Genomic DNA, 16,418 nt, shown 5'->3' on the forward strand with positions numbered 1-16,418 from the left:
AAACTCTGTCCCAACAGACATCGCCCGCGCCTGACCCGCCGACATAGCGTTTCGAGCGATGTTGGAGGAGAACATGGAGCGAGTCGTAGACGGTCAGGTCACTCAGGTCACTGGTGGGCACGCGGTGGTTCGTGCGCTCGAGGAGCACGGCGTGACGACCGTGTTCGGCATCCCCGGCACGCACAACCTCGAGATCTACCGCTACCTCGCGGCGTCTCCGATTCAGCACGTCGTCACCCGCCATGAGCAGGGGGCGGCGTATGCCGCAGATGGGTACTTCCGGGCGAGCGGCCGCGTCGCTGGCGTCGTCACCACGAGCGGACCCGGAATCCTCAACGCCGCTGCTGCCGTAGCGAGTGCCTACGCCGATGGGGTGCCCATCATGGTGGTCACGCCGTCGGCGCCGAGGGGAGCGGTGCGCCGCAACATCGGCTGGATGCACGAGGTGAAGGATCAGCGCGCGGCCATGGATGCCGTGTCGGAGTGGGCCGAGACCGCGAACAGTGCCCAGGACGCCGCCGACCTCATCAACAAGGCTTTCAGCGACTGGAGTTGCGGTCGGGCGCGCCCAGTGGTCGTTGAAGTGCCTCACGACGTGCTGCTCGAACGCGGAGTCGCAGCCGAGGTCACGCCTCGGCCCTCAGTGCGGATGCCGCAACCTGCTGCCGCTGACGTGCGTGATTTCTGCGAAGCGGTCGCGGAATCCAAGAACCCCGTGGTGGTCGTGGGCGGCGGATGTGTGCGCGGGCACAATGCGGTGCGCGAACTGTGTGCTGCAATCGGCGCCCCGGTGATCGCTACCGCGCGAGCCAAGGGCGTACTGCGTGACGATGATCCGCTCTCGCTCGGCAGCGTGTTCGGACTGGCTTCGTCTCGCGAGTTGATGGAAGGCGCCGACCTGCTGGTGCTGCTGGGCACAGAGGTGTCGGATGCTGAGCTCGGTGCAATGCCCTTGCGGCCCTCTGGCACCGTCGTGCGCGTCGATGTCGACCGCGACCAACTGCACAAGAACGTTCGTGCGCACCTGCCGGTGCTCGCCGACATAGCCCAGTTCGCGATGGCCGCCACCACCGCTCTGTCGAGCGGCTCGGAGCCTGTCGACCGTTCGACCATGATCGCTGAACTTCGCTCGAGAGCGTCGGCCGAAGCCGCGGAGATCAGCGCACCATTCGTCGCGGTGCACGACGCACTGGAAGCGGCCCTGCCGGAAGACGCGATCATCACGGGCGACAGCTCGCAGGTGAGCTACATGGGCACCGCGCTCCTCTGGTCTGCGATCGAGCCTGATCAGGTGATGTATCCGAGCGGCTACGCGACGCTCGGATACGGATTGCCGGCGGCGATCGGTGCGAAGCTCGCCAACCGCGACCGGGCTGTGACGTGCCTGCTCGGCGACGGAGCCTTCATGTTCAGCGTGCAGGAACTCGCCACTGCCAGCGAGCTCGGACTGAGCCTCCCCATCATCGTCTTCGACAACGGCGGCTTCGCCGAGATCCGAGACGAGATGGACGCCGCCGACATCCCAAGACTGGCGGTCGACATCGAGGCGCCTCGCCTCTCGTCGCTCGCGGATGCGTTCGGCGCGGCGTTCGCCGCCCCGTCATCGCGCCACGAGCTCGCCCAGGCCGTCAAGGAAGCGCTCACGGCCGGTCGGCCCACCGTGATCGCTGTCGGACCCGGCCTGAGCTGAGCGCGAGTGGCCGCAGGCGAGCGACTTAAGCTTTCAGCCCCACAACCCCATCCAGCACCCAACAAGAGGAGATCTGAGTGAAGCGCAAGACTCTGACGTATGCGGCGGCGCTCGTCGCAGGCGTCTTCGTAGTGACGGGATGTTCTTCGTCGCCTGGCGGCGACAGCGACGGCGGGAGTGTCACCTTCGCCGGCTACGGCGGTGTGAGCGAGGAAGCGTTCACCAACGCCTGGTATGACCCGTTCGAGGAGGAGACCGGCATCCGCGTCATCCCCGACTCACCGGCCGACTACGCGAAGATCCAGCAGATGGTCGAGTCGGGCCAGGTGATCTGGGACATCGCTCAGGTCGGCGAAGACATCGGGGTGAAGACCAATGGCGAGCTCCTCACCGAGATCGACTGCGACGTCGTCGCCTGCGACGACTTCGACGGCCTGTTCCCGGTCGAGAAGTACGGCATGCCGGCTCTCGTGTTCTCGGTCGTGCTCGCCTACAACACCGAGATGTTCGCCGGCAACGAGCCCGACTCGTGGGCAGCGTTCTTCGACGTCGAGAACTACCCGGGCAAGCGCGCCGTCTTCGGTCGCGACGCCGGCGGTGGCCTGCAGGGCCTGCTCGACCTGGCACTGATCCAAGACGGGGTGCCGATCGATGAGCTCTACCCGCTCGACGTCGACCGAGCACTCGCGAAGCTCGACACGATCAAGGACCACCTGATCCTGTACAACGACTTCGGCGAGTGCACGACGCTGGTCGCCACGGGTGAAGCCGCGTTCGGCAACTGCTACAACGGGCGCGTCAAGATCGCGGCCGAAGAGGGCCAGCCGGTCGGCATGACCTGGTCGAACCAGGTGCAGTACGCCGACTACCTGGTGATCCCCAAGGGCGCGCCGAATACCGAGCAGGCGATGCAGCTGCTCAAGTTCATCGGCTCGAACGAGCACAACGGCTCGCTCGGTCAGTACATCGCGTACGGTCCGCCGAACCCGAATGCCGAGGTCGCTTCGGACGTCGCGAGCGACCTGCCCACGATGAACGATCTGGGTGGCGATGACCGCGCCATCAAGATCGACGGCGACTGGTGGGCCGAGAACCTCCAGATGGTCAACGAGCGCTGGGCGGCCTGGAAGGCCGAATGATCCGGCGCGGCGCGTAGGCGCCGCCACCAACCCTGCCGGCGCGGGCGTCAGACGCCCGCGCCGGCAGACCACAGCGTCTCAATCGCAAGTGCAAGGAAGGAGAGGGCATGACCTCGTCACCAGTAGTGACCGCACCTGCAGCACCGCGACGTAGACGCTTCGAGCGCCCCAACTTCTGGACGCTCGCCGGCCTGCCCGGCATCGTCTACCTCATCGCAGTCTTCGGCATCCCCTTGGTATTCATCGTGGTGCGGAGCTTGACCGACCCGTCGCCCGCCAACTACGCGGCGGTCGTGGAAGACCCCCTCTACAGCGCGTCACTCTGGCGCACCGTGCAGATCGCGTTCCTGGTGACCGTGCTCTCACTGGCGATCGGGTATCCGCTCGCCTACGCGATGGCAAGGTCAGGCAAGCGCCTCGCCATGGTGCTCGGTGCAGCACTCCTGCTGTCGTTCTGGACGAGCCTGCTCGTTCGCACCTTCGCATGGCAGGTGATCCTGAACAACACCGGCCTCGTGAACCAGTTCCTCTTGGGCACGGGCATCATCGATGAACCGATCCCGCTGATCCGCAATCTGTTCGCGGTACTCGTCGGCATGGTCCACATCCTCATCCCATACGCAGTCCTTGCGATCTACGCCTCGCTGCGCGGCATCAAGCCGGAAGTCGAGCAGGCCGCGCAGAGCCTTGGTGCCAGCCCCTGGCGCGTGTTCACACGCGTCACGTTGCCGCTCTCACTACCGGGAGTCGCGGCAGGGGGAATCCTCGTGTTCGTCCTGTCGCTTGGGTTCTACATCACGCCGGCGCTGCTCGGCGGACCCGGCGACATCCTCATCAGCCAATCGGTCGTGCTGCAGGTGCAGCAGTACCTCCAACCCGGAATGGGTGCGGCGATGGCCGTGGTGCTCGTCGCGCTCGTGCTGCTGGTGTTCGTGATCGCGACCCGGTTCATCGGCCTCGGACGCATCCTCGGGGTCACCGGAGCACCGGGAGGTGAGTCTCGATGAAAGCGAATCCAGCCATCAAGATCTTCGGCCTCGTGATCGCGTTCGTGCTCGTCGCGCCCACGATCATCGTGGTGGCGACCGCGTTCACTGAGAGCAGCATCATCACGTTCCCGCCGAAGGGATTCTCCTTCCGGTGGTTCGAAGAGGTGCTCACCTCGCGGCAATGGATCGAGGCCCTGCAGAACAGCCTGATCACCGGCGCGATCGCCGCGGTGCTCGCAGTGGTGGTCGGCATCTCCTTGGCCATGGCCGCTGCTCGAGGCACCGCTATCCCGCGCACGGGGCTCACGACGTTCGCGCTGATGCCCATGCTGGTTCCGCTCGTCGTGATCGCGATCGGCGTCTACCTCGCGTTCGTGCAGATCGGCTTCTACGGCAACGTGTTCGCACTCGGGGTTGCGCATTCGATTCTCGGCATCCCCTTCGTGTTCATCAATGTGCTCGCTGCACTGACGAATCTCGATCCGAGAGTGGAAGAGGCCGCACGTGCTTCCGGAGCGAGCTACCCGATCACGCTGCTGCGCATCACAGTGCCGCAGATCCTCCCCTCAGCCTTCGTGGGTGGACTGTTCGCCTTCATCGCGTCATGGGATGAGGTCGTCGTCGCGATCTTCTTGGTGACCCCCGGGTTCAAGACGATCCCGGTGATGATCTGGAGCCAGGTGCGCGAGGGACTCGAGCCCTCCACCTCGGCGGTGTCGACGGTACTCACTGTGGTGACGCTCGTCGTCTTCGGCATCGTCGCCCTGCTCAATGCCCGCAAGTCGAAGAGGACCGCGACCTCGTGACCGCTACCCAGGAGAACCCCATGCGAGCAACGACTCGAACCATTGACATGCCCCTCGCGGAGCGCAAGGAGCGCGGTCGCGCGAAGGGCGCCGCGCTGCGGCTGGAGGCCGTGCGCAAGGTGTACGGCGACAACATCGTCGCGAACGACGTGACGCTCGACATCGAGCCGGGAGAGTTCGTCACCCTGCTCGGTGCTTCCGGGTCGGGCAAGACGACCCTGCTCCGCATGATCGCCGGCTTCCTCGAGCCGACAGCCGGAGTCATCACGATCGACGGCAAAGACGTCACGTCGGTGCCCGTGCACAAGCGCAAGATCGGTGTGGTCTTCCAGAACTATGCGCTCTTTCCGCACATGAACGTGCTGAAGAACGTCATGTTCCCGCTCGAGATGCACAAGGTGCCCAAGGTCAAGCGCAAGGAACTCGCTCGCGACGCCCTCGCAGCGGTGAAGCTCGAGAACTTTGAAGACCGGATGCCGTCGCAGCTTTCGGGTGGTCAACAGCAGCGCGTCGCGCTGGCTCGAGCCATCGTCATGAAGCCTCGGCTGCTGCTGATGGACGAGCCGCTCGGCGCACTGGACCGCCGGCTGCGCGAGGCGATGCAGCTGGAGATCCTGAAGCTCAGTCGCGAACTCGGGCTGACGGTCATCAACGTCACCCACGACCAGGAAGAGGCGTTCACCATGAGTGACAAGATCGCCCTCCTCGCCGACGGAACGCTCATCCAGTACGACGAGCCGGCCGCGCTCTACTCGGCGCCGGTCTCAGAGGTCGCCGCCGAGTTCCTCGGTGAGTCGAATCGCTTCGAAGGCCAGCTCGTGCATGAGCAGCAGCGCTGGTTCGTGCGCGCCGACGACATCGAGGTCGAACTCACGGCATCCGCCGCCGACGGCTTCGCTGAGGGCGACCGTGTCGTCGCGGTGATCCGGCCGTGGTCGATCTCGCTCAGCAGCGCCGACTCCGACGAGCAGGGCTCCGTCGGAACGGTGTCGGCCCTCATCTACGCGGGAGAGTCGCAGAAGGTGCTCGTCGAGACGCCGCTCGGCCGCGAGTTCATCGTTCGGCGCTCGCTCGACAGCGCCGACGAGCAGCTGCACGAGGGTCAGCTCGTGCAGCTGTCATGGCGGCCCGACCACGTGGTCATCACCCGTCCGCGCTGAACCGCCAGCGCACACACGACTTCATTTCTCAGACCCACATCTAGGAGGACAAACAGGCATGCCCATGTCACCACTGCAACGGCGCGCGAGCGAGATCGTCGAAGAGCTGCGCCCCGAGCTCTCTGAGTTCCACCGAACCATCTGGAGCTATTCGGAAAGCGCCTGGCGCGAGTACCGCTCGGTCGAGCTCTACGTCAACCGACTGCGCGAAGAGGGGTTCCAGGTCGAGGAGGGCTCGGGCGGGATGCCGACCGCGTTCCACGCCACTTGGGGCGACGAGGGCCCCGAGATCGGCATGTACGCCGAGTACGACGCCACCCCTGGCTACTGCCAGGATGCCGCGACTGAGCGGAAGCCTCGCGAAGGGCTGCACCAGTGGGCCCCCGGGTTCACTGATGCCCACTCCGCGCTCGGAGTCGGCGCGCTCGCCGGTGCGATCGCCACCAAGCGCGCGCTCGAGGAGAGCGGACAGAAGGGTCGGGTGCACCTGTTCGGCGAGCCGGCCGAAAAGGTGTGCGGCTCTAAGGCCGTTCACGCTGCGAAGGGCTACTACGACAGCCTCGACGCTGTCATCAGCTACCACCCCTTCTGGCACAACACAGCGCTCTGGGATATCACCAACAACCTCTACTGGTCGGCTGTCTTCACGTTCCAGTGCCCTGAAGAGGAGCCGTGGGGCGTCCCCTTGTTCAAGAGCAACAACGTCGGCTCGCACAACCTCGTGCGCTCGCCCGGTGCGATCGACGCGCTGAGCCTGATGATCAACACGACCAAGGTCACCCGCGAGAACATGTTCCCGGCGACCGGTTCGTGGACGCTGAACGAGGCGATCCTCGGGGCGAGCACAGCGACCGCCGACAATCTCGCTCCTCGCATCACGCAGATCCAGTTCAGCTGGCGCTCGCCGCTGATCGACATCCAGGAGCAGATCCTCGGCATTCTGAAGAACAACGCCAAGCACGTCGCCGGCATCACCAACACCGAGGTGACGATGCGCTGGGTGACCCGTACCCGCCCGGGGCTGCCGAACCACGCCCTCACGACGGCGCTGTACGACAACCTCTCGGAGCTCGGTGCGCCCACGTTCGAGGGCAAGGTCGTCGACTTCGCCAACGAGCTCGAGCGCAACCTGGGCTTCGAGCCCAGTGACGACCCGTTCCTGCCCGAGACGATGTCGCTGGTCACGCCGCAGGAGACCGACAAGGACATCCGCTTCAACCTGCCGCCGTGGCAGGAGTGCACCGGCGCCGACGACTACACCGAGTACTCATGGCACGCGCCGACTGTGCGCTTCTTCACCGCCAAGCCGTTCCTCAAGCAGCTGGGCATCGACCTGTGGCACTGGGCGAACAACGCGATGAACGGCGTGCCCGAGGCAATCGACCCCTGCTGGGAGCGGGGTGCGCAGACGATCGCGAGCACCGCGGTGCAGTTGGTCGAGGATCCGGAGCTGCTGAAGACGGCGACCGCCGAGTTCGACGAGCGGCGCAGCAAGGCCGATGAGCGCCTGCTGAACCCGCTGCTGCCGAAGGACTTCAACGCGCCGATCGAGCTGCCCTGGCCGGAGTACGTGCAGACCAAGCGCGGTTTCGAGTGGACTCTGCCCACGACGGACTACTTCGGTGAGGCCATCTAGTTCGACGGATGCCGAAGCGGGAAGGCGCAGTGCAGCAACGCTGTTCTGCGTCTTCCTGCTGTTCGGCGTCGAAACCGCGTACGCCGCGGGGCTACCGCTAGCTGTCTCGCAGGCCGGGTGGACCGATCCGTGGTTCGTCAGTCTGCTCGTGGCCCTGACGAACGGCGTAGGACTGCTGATGCTGCCGCTGTTCATCGCCCTGATCGATTCGCGCCTGCGCCGAGCCCTCATGCTCGTCTCCGGCGTGCTCATGGCCATAGCGGCAGCGGCAACCTGGATCAGTAGTGAGCAGGGTCTCGAACTTCTGCTGGTAGTCGCGGTGCTGGTATTCGGCATCGCTCGGGTTGCAGCGACCGTGTCGCTGCTGGCGCAGCTCGCAGGGCTGCGTGGTGATGCGACGCTGCTGCAAGGGCTCAATGGCGCAAGCCAGCGGCTGGGGTCGGCTGTCGCGATCGCGGCGTTGTCTTCGGCGCTCGCCGCCGGGCTCTGGGGCCTGGTCTATGGGGTGATCACGTTCGCGATGCTGCTGTGGGCGGCCATCATCTGGATGCTGCGCGCACCCTCAAGCGGCGGATCGCCCCGGCGGTGGATGCTGCGCGACTCTCCGCGTGTCCTGCTGGAGGCGCTCCGTGACCCGCGCGTGCGCGCGTCGGCGTACTTGAACGTGGTGATCCTGATGTCACTGCTTGTCAGCAATTCTCTCGTCGGGCTGGTTCTCGAGCGGCGCCAAGACAGCGCTGTGGCGGCCGTCATGCTGACGGCACTGATCGTGGCGCGGGATGCGACGTCGGTGGTCACAGGGCTCCTCTACCGGCGTGTGCGGCGCCGTGTGGGCCAGCAAGCGACGCTGACGTTGATCGCTGCTGCGGCGTTCGTGTCGTTGGCGATTCTCGCGTTCGCGCCGCACGTCGAGGGGCTGTATATCCCCGCGTTCCTACTGCACGGGTTCATCGTCGGTGCCGGGATCGCGACCACGAACCTGCTCGCCACGCACGGTGCGGATGCCGGATCCTTCGGTGCGCGACTTGCTGCAAGTCAGCTCCCCGCTGGCTTCGCGTTGCTTGGGTTGCCGCTCGTGTTCGGGGTCGTCCTCGACCTCGTGGGAGTGACGGCGGCGCTGCTCGCTCTGGCTGTCGCCATCGCCGGTATCGGGGGCCTGATGCTGAGCGCGGGTGCCGCGGCGCTGAACTCTGCTCGGCGCTGAACTCTGCTCGGCGCTGAGCGCGATGCTGTACGAGGTGCGGCGGATAGCGTATCGCCGGCCGGTACGGCGGCTGTGAGGGAATCACCGCTCGTTGGGATGCCGACCGCTCAGTGAGCCGTCGAGCCGGCCAACGCTTGCACAGCGACCCACAGCTGCACCCGATCGCGAAGGGTTGCGCAGTCCACTCCCAGGAGTTCGCTGATCTGTGCGATCCGATACTTCACCGTGTTCTGATGTACGAAGAGGCGTTTCGCCGTACGGACGAGCGAGAAGTCCTCCTCCAGGAGCACGCGCAGGGTCGCCATGAGCTCTGCTCCCCGCTTGCGGTCGAAGTGCATGAGCGGCTCGAGCAGGCGCTCGGCCTGCTCGGTGAGCGTCTGGTCGAGGTGCAGGGCGAGTAGCTCCGACACCTCGAGCGGCCGGCTCTCGTTGATCCCGCATCCGACCTTCGCAGCACTCGAGGCCTCAGCGAACGCTATCCGGAGGCCAGTCGTGCCGCGCGCAGGCCCTCCAATGCCTACGCAACCCGCTGCTCCGTCGGAACTCGAAGCGCAAAGCAGGCCCTCGGCGTGGCGTCGTACGTCAGCCGCACGCTGCAGCAGGACGACCGCGCGATCATCGACGATCGCCGATACGCAGCAGTCAGGCCCTTCAGGGCAGTTCCACGTCGGCGCTGCGGCGCTACGGCGGTGCAGCGCGAGCACCAGGTAGATCGGTGAGTCGAAGTCGATACCGGCCTCGGTGAGCACGGTCGAAGCCGCGTGCAGGTCGCCGCCGCCGATGATGGCGGCGATGGCGCGTCCATGAATCGCTCGTTCGTCGTCATGGTCCGCGTGATCTCGTGACAGAGCCGTCGCGATGACTCCTGCGCACAGGTCGAGAAGTTCGCCCGGGATCGCGACGTCCTCGATACGCAGCCAGCCCAAGATCCGTTCGCCTGCAGTGACCGGTGCCTCAGCCGCAGTCTGCGGAGGAGTGCGGTCCACCCGCATCACGGCCGGGTAGGCCGCCAGGATCTGCCGGCGGTGATCGAACAGCACCACTCGGGCGCGGAGCTCTTCGCCGATCTTTCGCACCATCGCTGCAGGATCGGCGGCCGCGAGCAGCGCGCGGGTGAATCGCAGAACGTCGAATCGCGCGGGGGCCTCCACGGGTTGGTGGCCGTCGACGTCGGCGGTGGGGAGCACCGCGATCCCGTCGTGTTGAGCAATCATCCTCGAACTGCCTCACTTGCGGTTGTTTCGGAAGTTGCACCTCAGTTTTGCCTAGGAATACTAAAACCGCAAGCGATTTTCGTTTAACGCCGCATGAAACGCAAGGAATATTTGCTAGTTCAGCCTTCGTCACGCCGGTGATTTGCAGTACAGTTCAGAACTGTGCCGAGGCCGGATGGCCTGCGTGCCGAAGATTGGAGCGCGGTGGACTCCCTCGATCAAACGATCGTCAACCTGTTGAAGAACGACCCTCGTCGGAGCTTCTCCGACCTCGCCGCGCACGTCGCGCTCTCGCCCGACGCTGTTCGAGTGCGAGTGAACCGGCTCGTCGACGATGGCAAGCTCCGACTGATCGGCGTGGTCGAGCCTGAATCGCTGGGCTACCGCTTCATCGCGAACGTCGCAATGAAGTACGCGGGAGACATCGCCGCGCTCGCCAGGGTGCTTCGCCAGCACGAGCGCGTGACTTTCCTAGCGAGCACGGTCGGGCGCACCAACGTCTTCGCCGAGATCGCGGCCTCGGATGACGATGAACTCGCTACGTTCGTCGCCGAAGAGATCGCTGTGATTCCCGGTGTATCGGCGGTGGAGGTGACGCGTACCGTCAACGTCTATAAGTGGAAGGGAGTGGGCTGGCGGCCGAACGAGCAGTACGCCGACCCTGCTGCCTTCGACCTCCTCGACGACCTCGACATCGCCCTTCTCAGGCAGCTCGTGCTCGATCCGCGAGCGAAAGTGAGCAAGCTCGCTGACGTGCTTGACAGTCCGTACGCCGTGGTTCGCCGCAAGTGCGCGCACTTGTTCGCGTCAGGTGTGATCACCGCGGTCGCGATCACAGAGCGTGTGGTTCCAGACGGTCACGTTCTCGGGGTCGTGCAGGTGGCTTCGAAGCACTCGGATGAGACCTTGCGTGCGATCGCGGCGATGCCGGAGGCCAGCATCGTGACGCGGACGGTCGGCAAGTTCTCTGGCGTGATCGAGGTGAACGCTGATACACCCGCGGCCTTCGCCGCAGCCGTCGACCGCATCACCGCTCACGACGACATCTTCGCCTTCGAGACGCTGATGATCTCACGCTCGCTCATCCTGCCGATGCCGTGGCGATTCCGCTCGCTCGTGAGCGAGGGGGCGTACGGAACCGAGGAAGCCCGTTAAGCCTCAGTGCCCGAGGTCCTTCACCGCGGGCCCCTCGAGTCGGCTGCCGTCGGCGGCGAAGCGTGAGCCGTGCAGGGGACAGTCCCAGGTGCACTCGGCGTCGTTCCAGCTCAGCACGCCGCCGAGGTGGGTGCACACGGCACTGACCTCTGTGGCAACGCCGTCGACGACGCTCCGGCCGCGCGGGTGCAGTCCTTCGCCGAACACACGGCCCTCGCCCTCGGCAAGGGCGGCGTCGGGAGCGGCCTTGAACAGCGTCATTGCCCACTCTTTGGCAAGGTTTCCGCCGACGGTGGCGTTGACGCGCACGGCTTCTGCGGCATCCGGCAGCGTCGTCGGGCGGTCATAGAGGGCGGTCGCCCAATCGGGGGCTGCGGCGCCGCTCAATCTCGCCGAGAGCGTCAGAGCCGCGGCGACCGAGTTCGCCATGCCCCACTTGTTGAAGCCCGTGGCCACGTAGATGCGTTCATCCCCAGGGGTGGCGCGCCCCACGTAGGGCGCGTGGTCGAGGGCGCGGTAGTCCTGCGCCGACCAGGTGTATTCGCGTACCGCTCCGGGGAAGTGCTGCTTGACCCACGCGTCGAGTTCTTCGACGAGTCGTTTCGGTGAGCGCTCCCTGCCGACGATGTGACCGGGGCCCCCGGCGACAAGGAATTGCTGGTCGCCGAATGTCGCGGTGCGCAGCGAGCGCGACGGGGAATCGACCGAGAGGTACATCGCTTGCGGCAGCGGGCCCGGCACGCGGTACGCCGACGCGTAGGAGCGGTTCGGCTCGAGTCGTGCGAAGTACGCGCCACGGAAGGTGACCGGCATCCCGGTCGCGATCACGACCCGGCTCGCCGACACCTCGTGACCGTGCAGGGTCACCCGCACGCGGTCGCCGTCGACCTCGAATTCGGTGACACGAGCGTTCTGCACCACAGCAGCCCCGCGCTCGCGAAGCTCGCGGACCATCGCTGCGAGCACGGGCATCGGGTCGATCTGGAACTGACCGGCCAGGCGGATGCCGCCGGTCGTCGTGAACGGAAGCTCGGTGGTCTCAGCCCAGTCGACGTCCAGGCCGGCCTCGCGCGCGACCTCGAGCTCTCGCTCGAGCGTCTCGCGCCCCTGCTGCGTGAACGCGATCGACCACGCGTCGCGGTCGCGCTCCTCGGCTCCGATCGTGCCGAGATACTGGCGCAGCCAGGCCTGACCGGCCCGATTCGCCGTCACGTACGCGCCGACCACCTGGGCGTCGTTGTGCTCAGCTATGCCCTGCAGCGCGGCGCCCTGCAGCAAGGACACCTTGCCAGTGGTGTTCCCCGTGGTCACCGCGCCGATCGTTCTGGCCTCGAGCACCGTGACGCTCACACCGGCACGCGACAGCAGCAGCGCGGTCGTGAGCCCCGCGAGGCCAGCGCCGACGACGACCACGTCGCTCGAGTCTGGAGCTGCGGCATCCGTGTCGATGCCGGTGGAGTACGCGTGCCAGAGCGAAGTCATCGATCTTCTCCTGCCGTTGCAAGGGGCCCTGCTCGGGGGCTGTTGTGGGTGCTCCGGACGTCACCCCGGAACTTCGATCAGCCGTCGCACAGACGGCGGCAGCGGGGCATCCGGCTCGGTCAGCGCTGAGACCACCGGTGCACCCCAGCCGCGACGCGCCGGAACGACGCCCGCCCACACATGGTGATCCTCTCCGTCGTCCTCCGCCTCTCCCGGGCCGGCGTCGCGCACCTTGAACACGGCATCGGCGAGCGGCAGTCGCACCACGCGGGTCGCCGCCAGTTCCTTGCGGGTGTTCGCGCGCACCTCGGAGGGTCGGCCGGGCAGGAGCCGTTCGGAGAGGGCGATGAGCGCGGCGTCCTCCTCGGCGGGCCCAAGGGTCTCCAACTCGCCGTACACGACGGCGCTGCGGTAGTTCATGGAGTGGTCGAAGAGCGACCGGGCCACGACGATGCCGTCGAGCGCGGTCACCGAGAACGCGACGGTGTGGCCCTCGGTCGCGGCCCGCAGCGCGAAGCCGCCGCCCGTGGAACCGTGCAGCAGGAGCGCATCGGCGACGCGCGCGTACGCCATCGGCACGATGAGCGGTTCGCCGCCGACGACCATCGCCAGGTGTCCGACGAGCTCTTCATCGAGCAGGCGATAGAGCGCGTCTCGGTCGACCCGTTGACGCTCCGGATGCCGGTGGACCTTCCGTACGGCGTCGTTGCTGCCCATGGAGTCAGTGTGCGAGCCCAAGCGCCGCGACGCCACCTATCGCTCGGTGCACCGAGGCGACGCGGTAGCCGGGAGACCGACGCTCGCACGCCGATCGCGCCAGAGGCTCCCGTCGGTCCCGCCGATCGCGCCAGCCGCTCCCGTCAGCCGACTTCGATGCGCTCGCCCGGCATGAGCGGCACGAATTCGCCACCCACCTGCTCGGCCGCCCACGTGAGCCGTGCGTTCGCCATGTTCTCACCGAGAGGCGACAGGGGAGCGTTGTGCGTGCCGAAGACCCGCTTGGGCTTCACCGCGAGCACGTAGTCGATGACGTCGCCGATCTTCAGCCAGGGCGCCCCGACCGGTGCGGCGAGCACTTCGACCTCGACGCCGGGTTGCGTGTACGAGTCGCCGCCGTAGTAGAGGGTGTCGTTCACGAGCACTCCGACGTTGTCGATGACCGGGATCGACGAGTGGATCACCGCGTGGTCCTTGCCGAAGAACCGCAATGAGAACGTGCCCGCCTGCGCGGTGTCGCCCTCCGCGACCTCGCGCACGGGGAAGCCCTCGGCCGCCTTCACCACGCCGGCCGGTCCGAAGATCACGGCATCCGGATTGCCCTCGAGAATGCCGCTGAGCTGCTCGGGCGTCCAGTGGTCGGCGTGCTCGTGGGTGATGACGATCGCGTCGACATCGCCGATGCCCTCGAGCGGCGGCGTGAAGGAACCCGGGTCGATGACCAGCTTGCGGCCCTCATGCTCGACGACGAGGCAGGCGTGCTCATGCTTGATGATCCTCATGACTCGACCCTAGGCGCGATCGTGTGCGAGTGGGTCTGGCCTGGTGCGAACTCACGAGCCGCGATAATCAGAGCATGGCGACGTCGAAACGGTTCGCCGTCGCCGTCAATCCCGCCGCCGCACAGGGCCGCGGGATCGCTGCGGGTCAGGCGGTGATCGCGCTGCTGCACGCGCGCGGATACGGTGCCGACCTCGTGCAGGGGGCGGATGCCGCGGAGTTGGCGCGCTCCGTGCGAAGCCGTCTTGGCGCCGACACCGCCGGCCTTGTGGTGGTCGGTGGCGACGGGATGGTGCAGCTCGGCGCGAACATCGTCGCGGGCACCGGCTTGCCGCTCGGCGTGGTGCCGGCCGGCACGGGGAACGACTTCTGCCGAGCGCTCGGCATACCGCAGGGCGACGTCGAGGGAGCGGTGAGCCTCATGCTCGCGGCGCTCGAGGGCGGCGGGCGCGACGTCGACCTGGGGGTCGTGCGCGACGCAGCTAGGGGTGAGTGCCGCTTCGCGGGAGTGCTGTCGCTCGGCTTCGACGCGGCGGTGAACGCCCGTGCGAACCGGATGCGGTGGCCGCGTGGGCCCCGGCGCTATTCGATCGCGGCACTGCTCGAACTGCTGCGGTTCCGCCCGATTCAGTACCGAATCGTGGTCGACGGGATGCCGCGCGGCGAGCGAGCGATGCTGCTCAGCGTCGCGAACGCCGGCGTGTTCGGCGGCGGAATGCGGCTCGTGCCCCACGGACGGCTTGACGACGGGGTGCTCGACCTCGTGACGCTGGCGCCGCTGGCGAAGCTGCGGTTCCTCCGGTTCTTTCCACGTGTGTTCAAGGGAACGCACACGTCGGTTCGGGAACTCGCGTTCGAGGAGGCGCGGAGCGTTCGGATTGAATCGGCCGACCGCCGCATCGTCGCCTATGCAGATGGCGAGCCGATCGGCGAACTGCCGCTGGAGGTGCGGGTGGAGGCCGGTGCGCTTCGCCTGCTGGTGCCGCCGCTGCGTGCCGATCCACGGAGCGATGCCGTCTAGCTCTCTTGAGATTTTCTCATTTTGCGAGCCGCATGCGTGGTGTGGCATACTTTTCAAGCGCCAACGAGGCCCCATCGTATAGCGGCCTAGTACGCCGCCCTCTCACGGCGGTAACGCGGGTTCGAATCCCGCTGGGGTCACGCGCAACAAGAGCAGTCCGGCTTCGGCCGGGCTGCTCTTCTCGTTTGCGCCGGGGCGGCTGCGCGCCCGGTCGGAGGTCTGGCCGCGCGGGCCAGAGTTCGCGACGCTGGCGAGGGGTGGAACTCTGGCCGGCGGCAGCCAACTCTGGCCGAGCCATACTGCGGGCAGGCCAGGCGCCGCCAGGGCAGGGCAGGGCAGGAGCGCGGCGCGAACTCGGCGGGCGCGGTCACGCTCAGCGGCCGCGACTAGGGTGAGATGACGTGGGCCCGCGACGAGTGAGACGCGCTGTCGAGCGCGCGGCGGCTGCCGAGGGCTTCGAGCTCGATCAAGGGCAGCGTTCCGCGCTTGCGCGGCTGACGGCATCCGGGGCGCCGAACGTCTATGTGCATGGGCCGGTCGGGCGGGGCAAGTCGTGGCTCGTGGATACGTGGTTCGCGACGATGCCCGTGCCCAAGCGGCGGGTGCACTTCCATGGATTCCTCACTGAGCTGCAGCGTGCAATCGTCGCGAACGCGTACGACACGGATGCCGCGATCGACGCGCTGCTCGGGGGCATCCGTCTGCTCGTCTTCGACGAGTTCCATGTGCACGATCCGGCCGACGCCCTGCTGCTTACGCGATCGCTCAGCCTGATCGAGCAGCGCCAGGTGCGGGTGGTTGTCACGTCGAACTATGCGCCGAACGAGTTGCTGCCTGATCCGGTCTTCGAGCATGTCGCTCTGCCCCTGCGGGCGGCTGTAACAAGAGCATTCGAGGTGGTCGAAGTGGCCGGAGCGCGGGACTATCGGCGCACGAGCGCGGCGGACGGCAACCCGACGAGCGACTTGCCTGGCGCCCCGTCGGTGAACGGCACCGCTTCACGAGGCCTGCGCGGAGTCTGGCACATCAGCGACTCGGTCAACGTCGCCGAAGCACCGGCGGTCGTGCTCGAGCTCGGCGGGCGGCGCTTCGAAGCGCTCGACGCCGACGGATCAAGCATCCGGTTCCACTGGACGCAGTTGTGCGAAGCGCCCGTCGCGGCATCAGACATCGTGGCCTGGGCCGACCGCTTCGATCACTGGACGCTGCTCGGCGTTCCGCCGCTTGCGCGCACCACGCTCGCTGCCCGGCAGCGCTTCGCGAACCTCGTCGATGTGCTCAGCGATCGCGGACACGAGCTCGTGGTGCACGCAGCCGTCGAGCGACAGCACTTCGTCGATGAACCGGCCGCCAATCCGCACGATGTGGAGCGGATGCTGAGCCGGCTGGCACTTCTCGACGCCGCCGGTTGAGCGGCGCGCAGGT

Annotated in this window: 14 protein-coding genes and 1 tRNA gene; 11 read left to right on the plus strand and 4 right to left on the minus strand. The window is 66.8% G+C overall.

Features of this window, described 5'->3' with window-relative positions; all coding sequences use genetic code 11:
* Positions 1-73: 73 nt before the first annotated feature.
* From QF206_RS01370 to QF206_RS01400, 7 genes are all read left to right on the plus strand, one after another.
* Complete coding sequence (locus QF206_RS01370; protein WP_281487407.1) at positions 74-1,690, plus strand: thiamine pyrophosphate-binding protein; 1,617 nt, start codon at positions 74-76, stop codon at positions 1,688-1,690.
* Positions 1,691-1,767: 77 nt separating this feature from the next.
* Positions 1,768-2,829 (plus strand): extracellular solute-binding protein, encoded by a 1,062-nt coding sequence (locus QF206_RS01375; RefSeq protein ID WP_281487408.1) that lies wholly within the window; start codon positions 1,768-1,770, stop codon positions 2,827-2,829.
* Between the two features lie 107 nt (positions 2,830-2,936).
* Positions 2,937-3,836: an ABC transporter permease gene (locus QF206_RS01380; RefSeq protein ID WP_281487409.1), complete on the plus strand. Its 900-nt coding sequence runs from the start codon at positions 2,937-2,939 to the stop codon at positions 3,834-3,836.
* The gene (locus QF206_RS01385; RefSeq protein WP_281487410.1) at positions 3,833-4,624 is read left to right on the plus strand and encodes an ABC transporter permease; all 792 of its coding nucleotides are present in this window, start codon (positions 3,833-3,835) and stop codon (positions 4,622-4,624) included. The genes QF206_RS01380 and QF206_RS01385 overlap by 4 nt, the downstream gene beginning before the upstream one ends.
* Positions 4,625-4,644: 20 nt before the next feature.
* The gene (locus QF206_RS01390) at positions 4,645-5,784 is read left to right on the plus strand and encodes an ABC transporter ATP-binding protein (RefSeq protein WP_281487411.1); all 1,140 of its coding nucleotides are present in this window, start codon (positions 4,645-4,647) and stop codon (positions 5,782-5,784) included.
* A 58-nt stretch (positions 5,785-5,842) separates the two neighbouring features.
* Positions 5,843-7,420: a zinc-binding metallopeptidase family protein gene (locus tag QF206_RS01395; RefSeq protein ID WP_281487412.1), complete on the plus strand. Its 1,578-nt coding sequence runs from the start codon at positions 5,843-5,845 to the stop codon at positions 7,418-7,420.
* Entirely contained in the window at positions 7,407-8,624 is a 1,218-nt protein-coding gene (locus QF206_RS01400) for an MFS transporter (protein WP_281487413.1), read from the plus strand. Before QF206_RS01395 ends, QF206_RS01400 begins: the two co-directional genes overlap by 14 nt.
* A 107-nt stretch (positions 8,625-8,731) precedes the next feature.
* On the opposite strand, the gene QF206_RS01405 is transcribed toward QF206_RS01400, so the two are convergent.
* A complete protein-coding gene (locus QF206_RS01405) occupies positions 8,732-9,838 on the minus strand; it encodes a PucR family transcriptional regulator (RefSeq protein WP_281487414.1) in 1,107 nt (368 codons plus the stop codon).
* A 204-nt stretch (positions 9,839-10,042) separates the two neighbouring features.
* On the opposite strand from QF206_RS01405, the gene QF206_RS01410 reads away from it, so the two are divergent.
* Positions 10,043-10,993 (plus strand): AsnC family transcriptional regulator, encoded by a 951-nt coding sequence (locus QF206_RS01410; protein WP_281487415.1) that lies wholly within the window; start codon positions 10,043-10,045, stop codon positions 10,991-10,993.
* A gap of 3 nt (positions 10,994-10,996) precedes the next feature.
* Here QF206_RS01410 and QF206_RS01415 read toward each other — a convergent pair whose 3' ends face one another.
* The 3 genes from QF206_RS01415 to QF206_RS01425 all read right to left on the minus strand — a co-directional run bounded on the left by QF206_RS01415 (position 10,997) and on the right by QF206_RS01425 (position 13,974).
* The gene (locus QF206_RS01415) at positions 10,997-12,475 is read right to left on the minus strand and encodes an FAD-dependent oxidoreductase (protein WP_281487416.1); all 1,479 of its coding nucleotides are present in this window, start codon (positions 12,473-12,475) and stop codon (positions 10,997-10,999) included.
* Positions 12,476-12,535: 60 nt separating this feature from the next.
* Positions 12,536-13,192: a pyridoxamine 5'-phosphate oxidase family protein gene (locus QF206_RS01420; protein ID WP_281487417.1), complete on the minus strand. Its 657-nt coding sequence runs from the start codon at positions 13,190-13,192 to the stop codon at positions 12,536-12,538.
* A gap of 143 nt (positions 13,193-13,335) precedes the next feature.
* Positions 13,336-13,974: an MBL fold metallo-hydrolase gene (locus QF206_RS01425; protein WP_281487418.1), complete on the minus strand. Its 639-nt coding sequence runs from the start codon at positions 13,972-13,974 to the stop codon at positions 13,336-13,338.
* A gap of 74 nt (positions 13,975-14,048) precedes the next feature.
* Here QF206_RS01425 and QF206_RS01430 point away from each other — a divergent pair, with 74 nt between their 5' ends.
* From QF206_RS01430 to zapE, 3 genes are all read left to right on the plus strand, one after another.
* On the plus strand, positions 14,049-14,993 hold the full coding sequence (locus tag QF206_RS01430; RefSeq protein ID WP_281487419.1) for a diacylglycerol/lipid kinase family protein: 945 nt from the start codon (positions 14,049-14,051) through the stop codon (positions 14,991-14,993).
* 67 nt (positions 14,994-15,060) lie between these two features.
* A tRNA-Glu gene (locus QF206_RS01435) sits at positions 15,061-15,133 on the plus strand.
* Positions 15,134-15,394: 261 nt separating this feature from the next.
* Positions 15,395-16,405 (plus strand): cell division protein ZapE, encoded by a 1,011-nt coding sequence (gene zapE / locus QF206_RS01440; RefSeq protein WP_281487420.1) that lies wholly within the window; start codon positions 15,395-15,397, stop codon positions 16,403-16,405.
* Positions 16,406-16,418: the final 13 nt, after the last annotated feature.

Source organism: Ruicaihuangia caeni, assembly GCF_029952955.1.
Taxonomy (GTDB): Bacteria; Actinomycetota; Actinomycetes; order Actinomycetales; family Microbacteriaceae; genus Ruicaihuangia; species Ruicaihuangia caeni.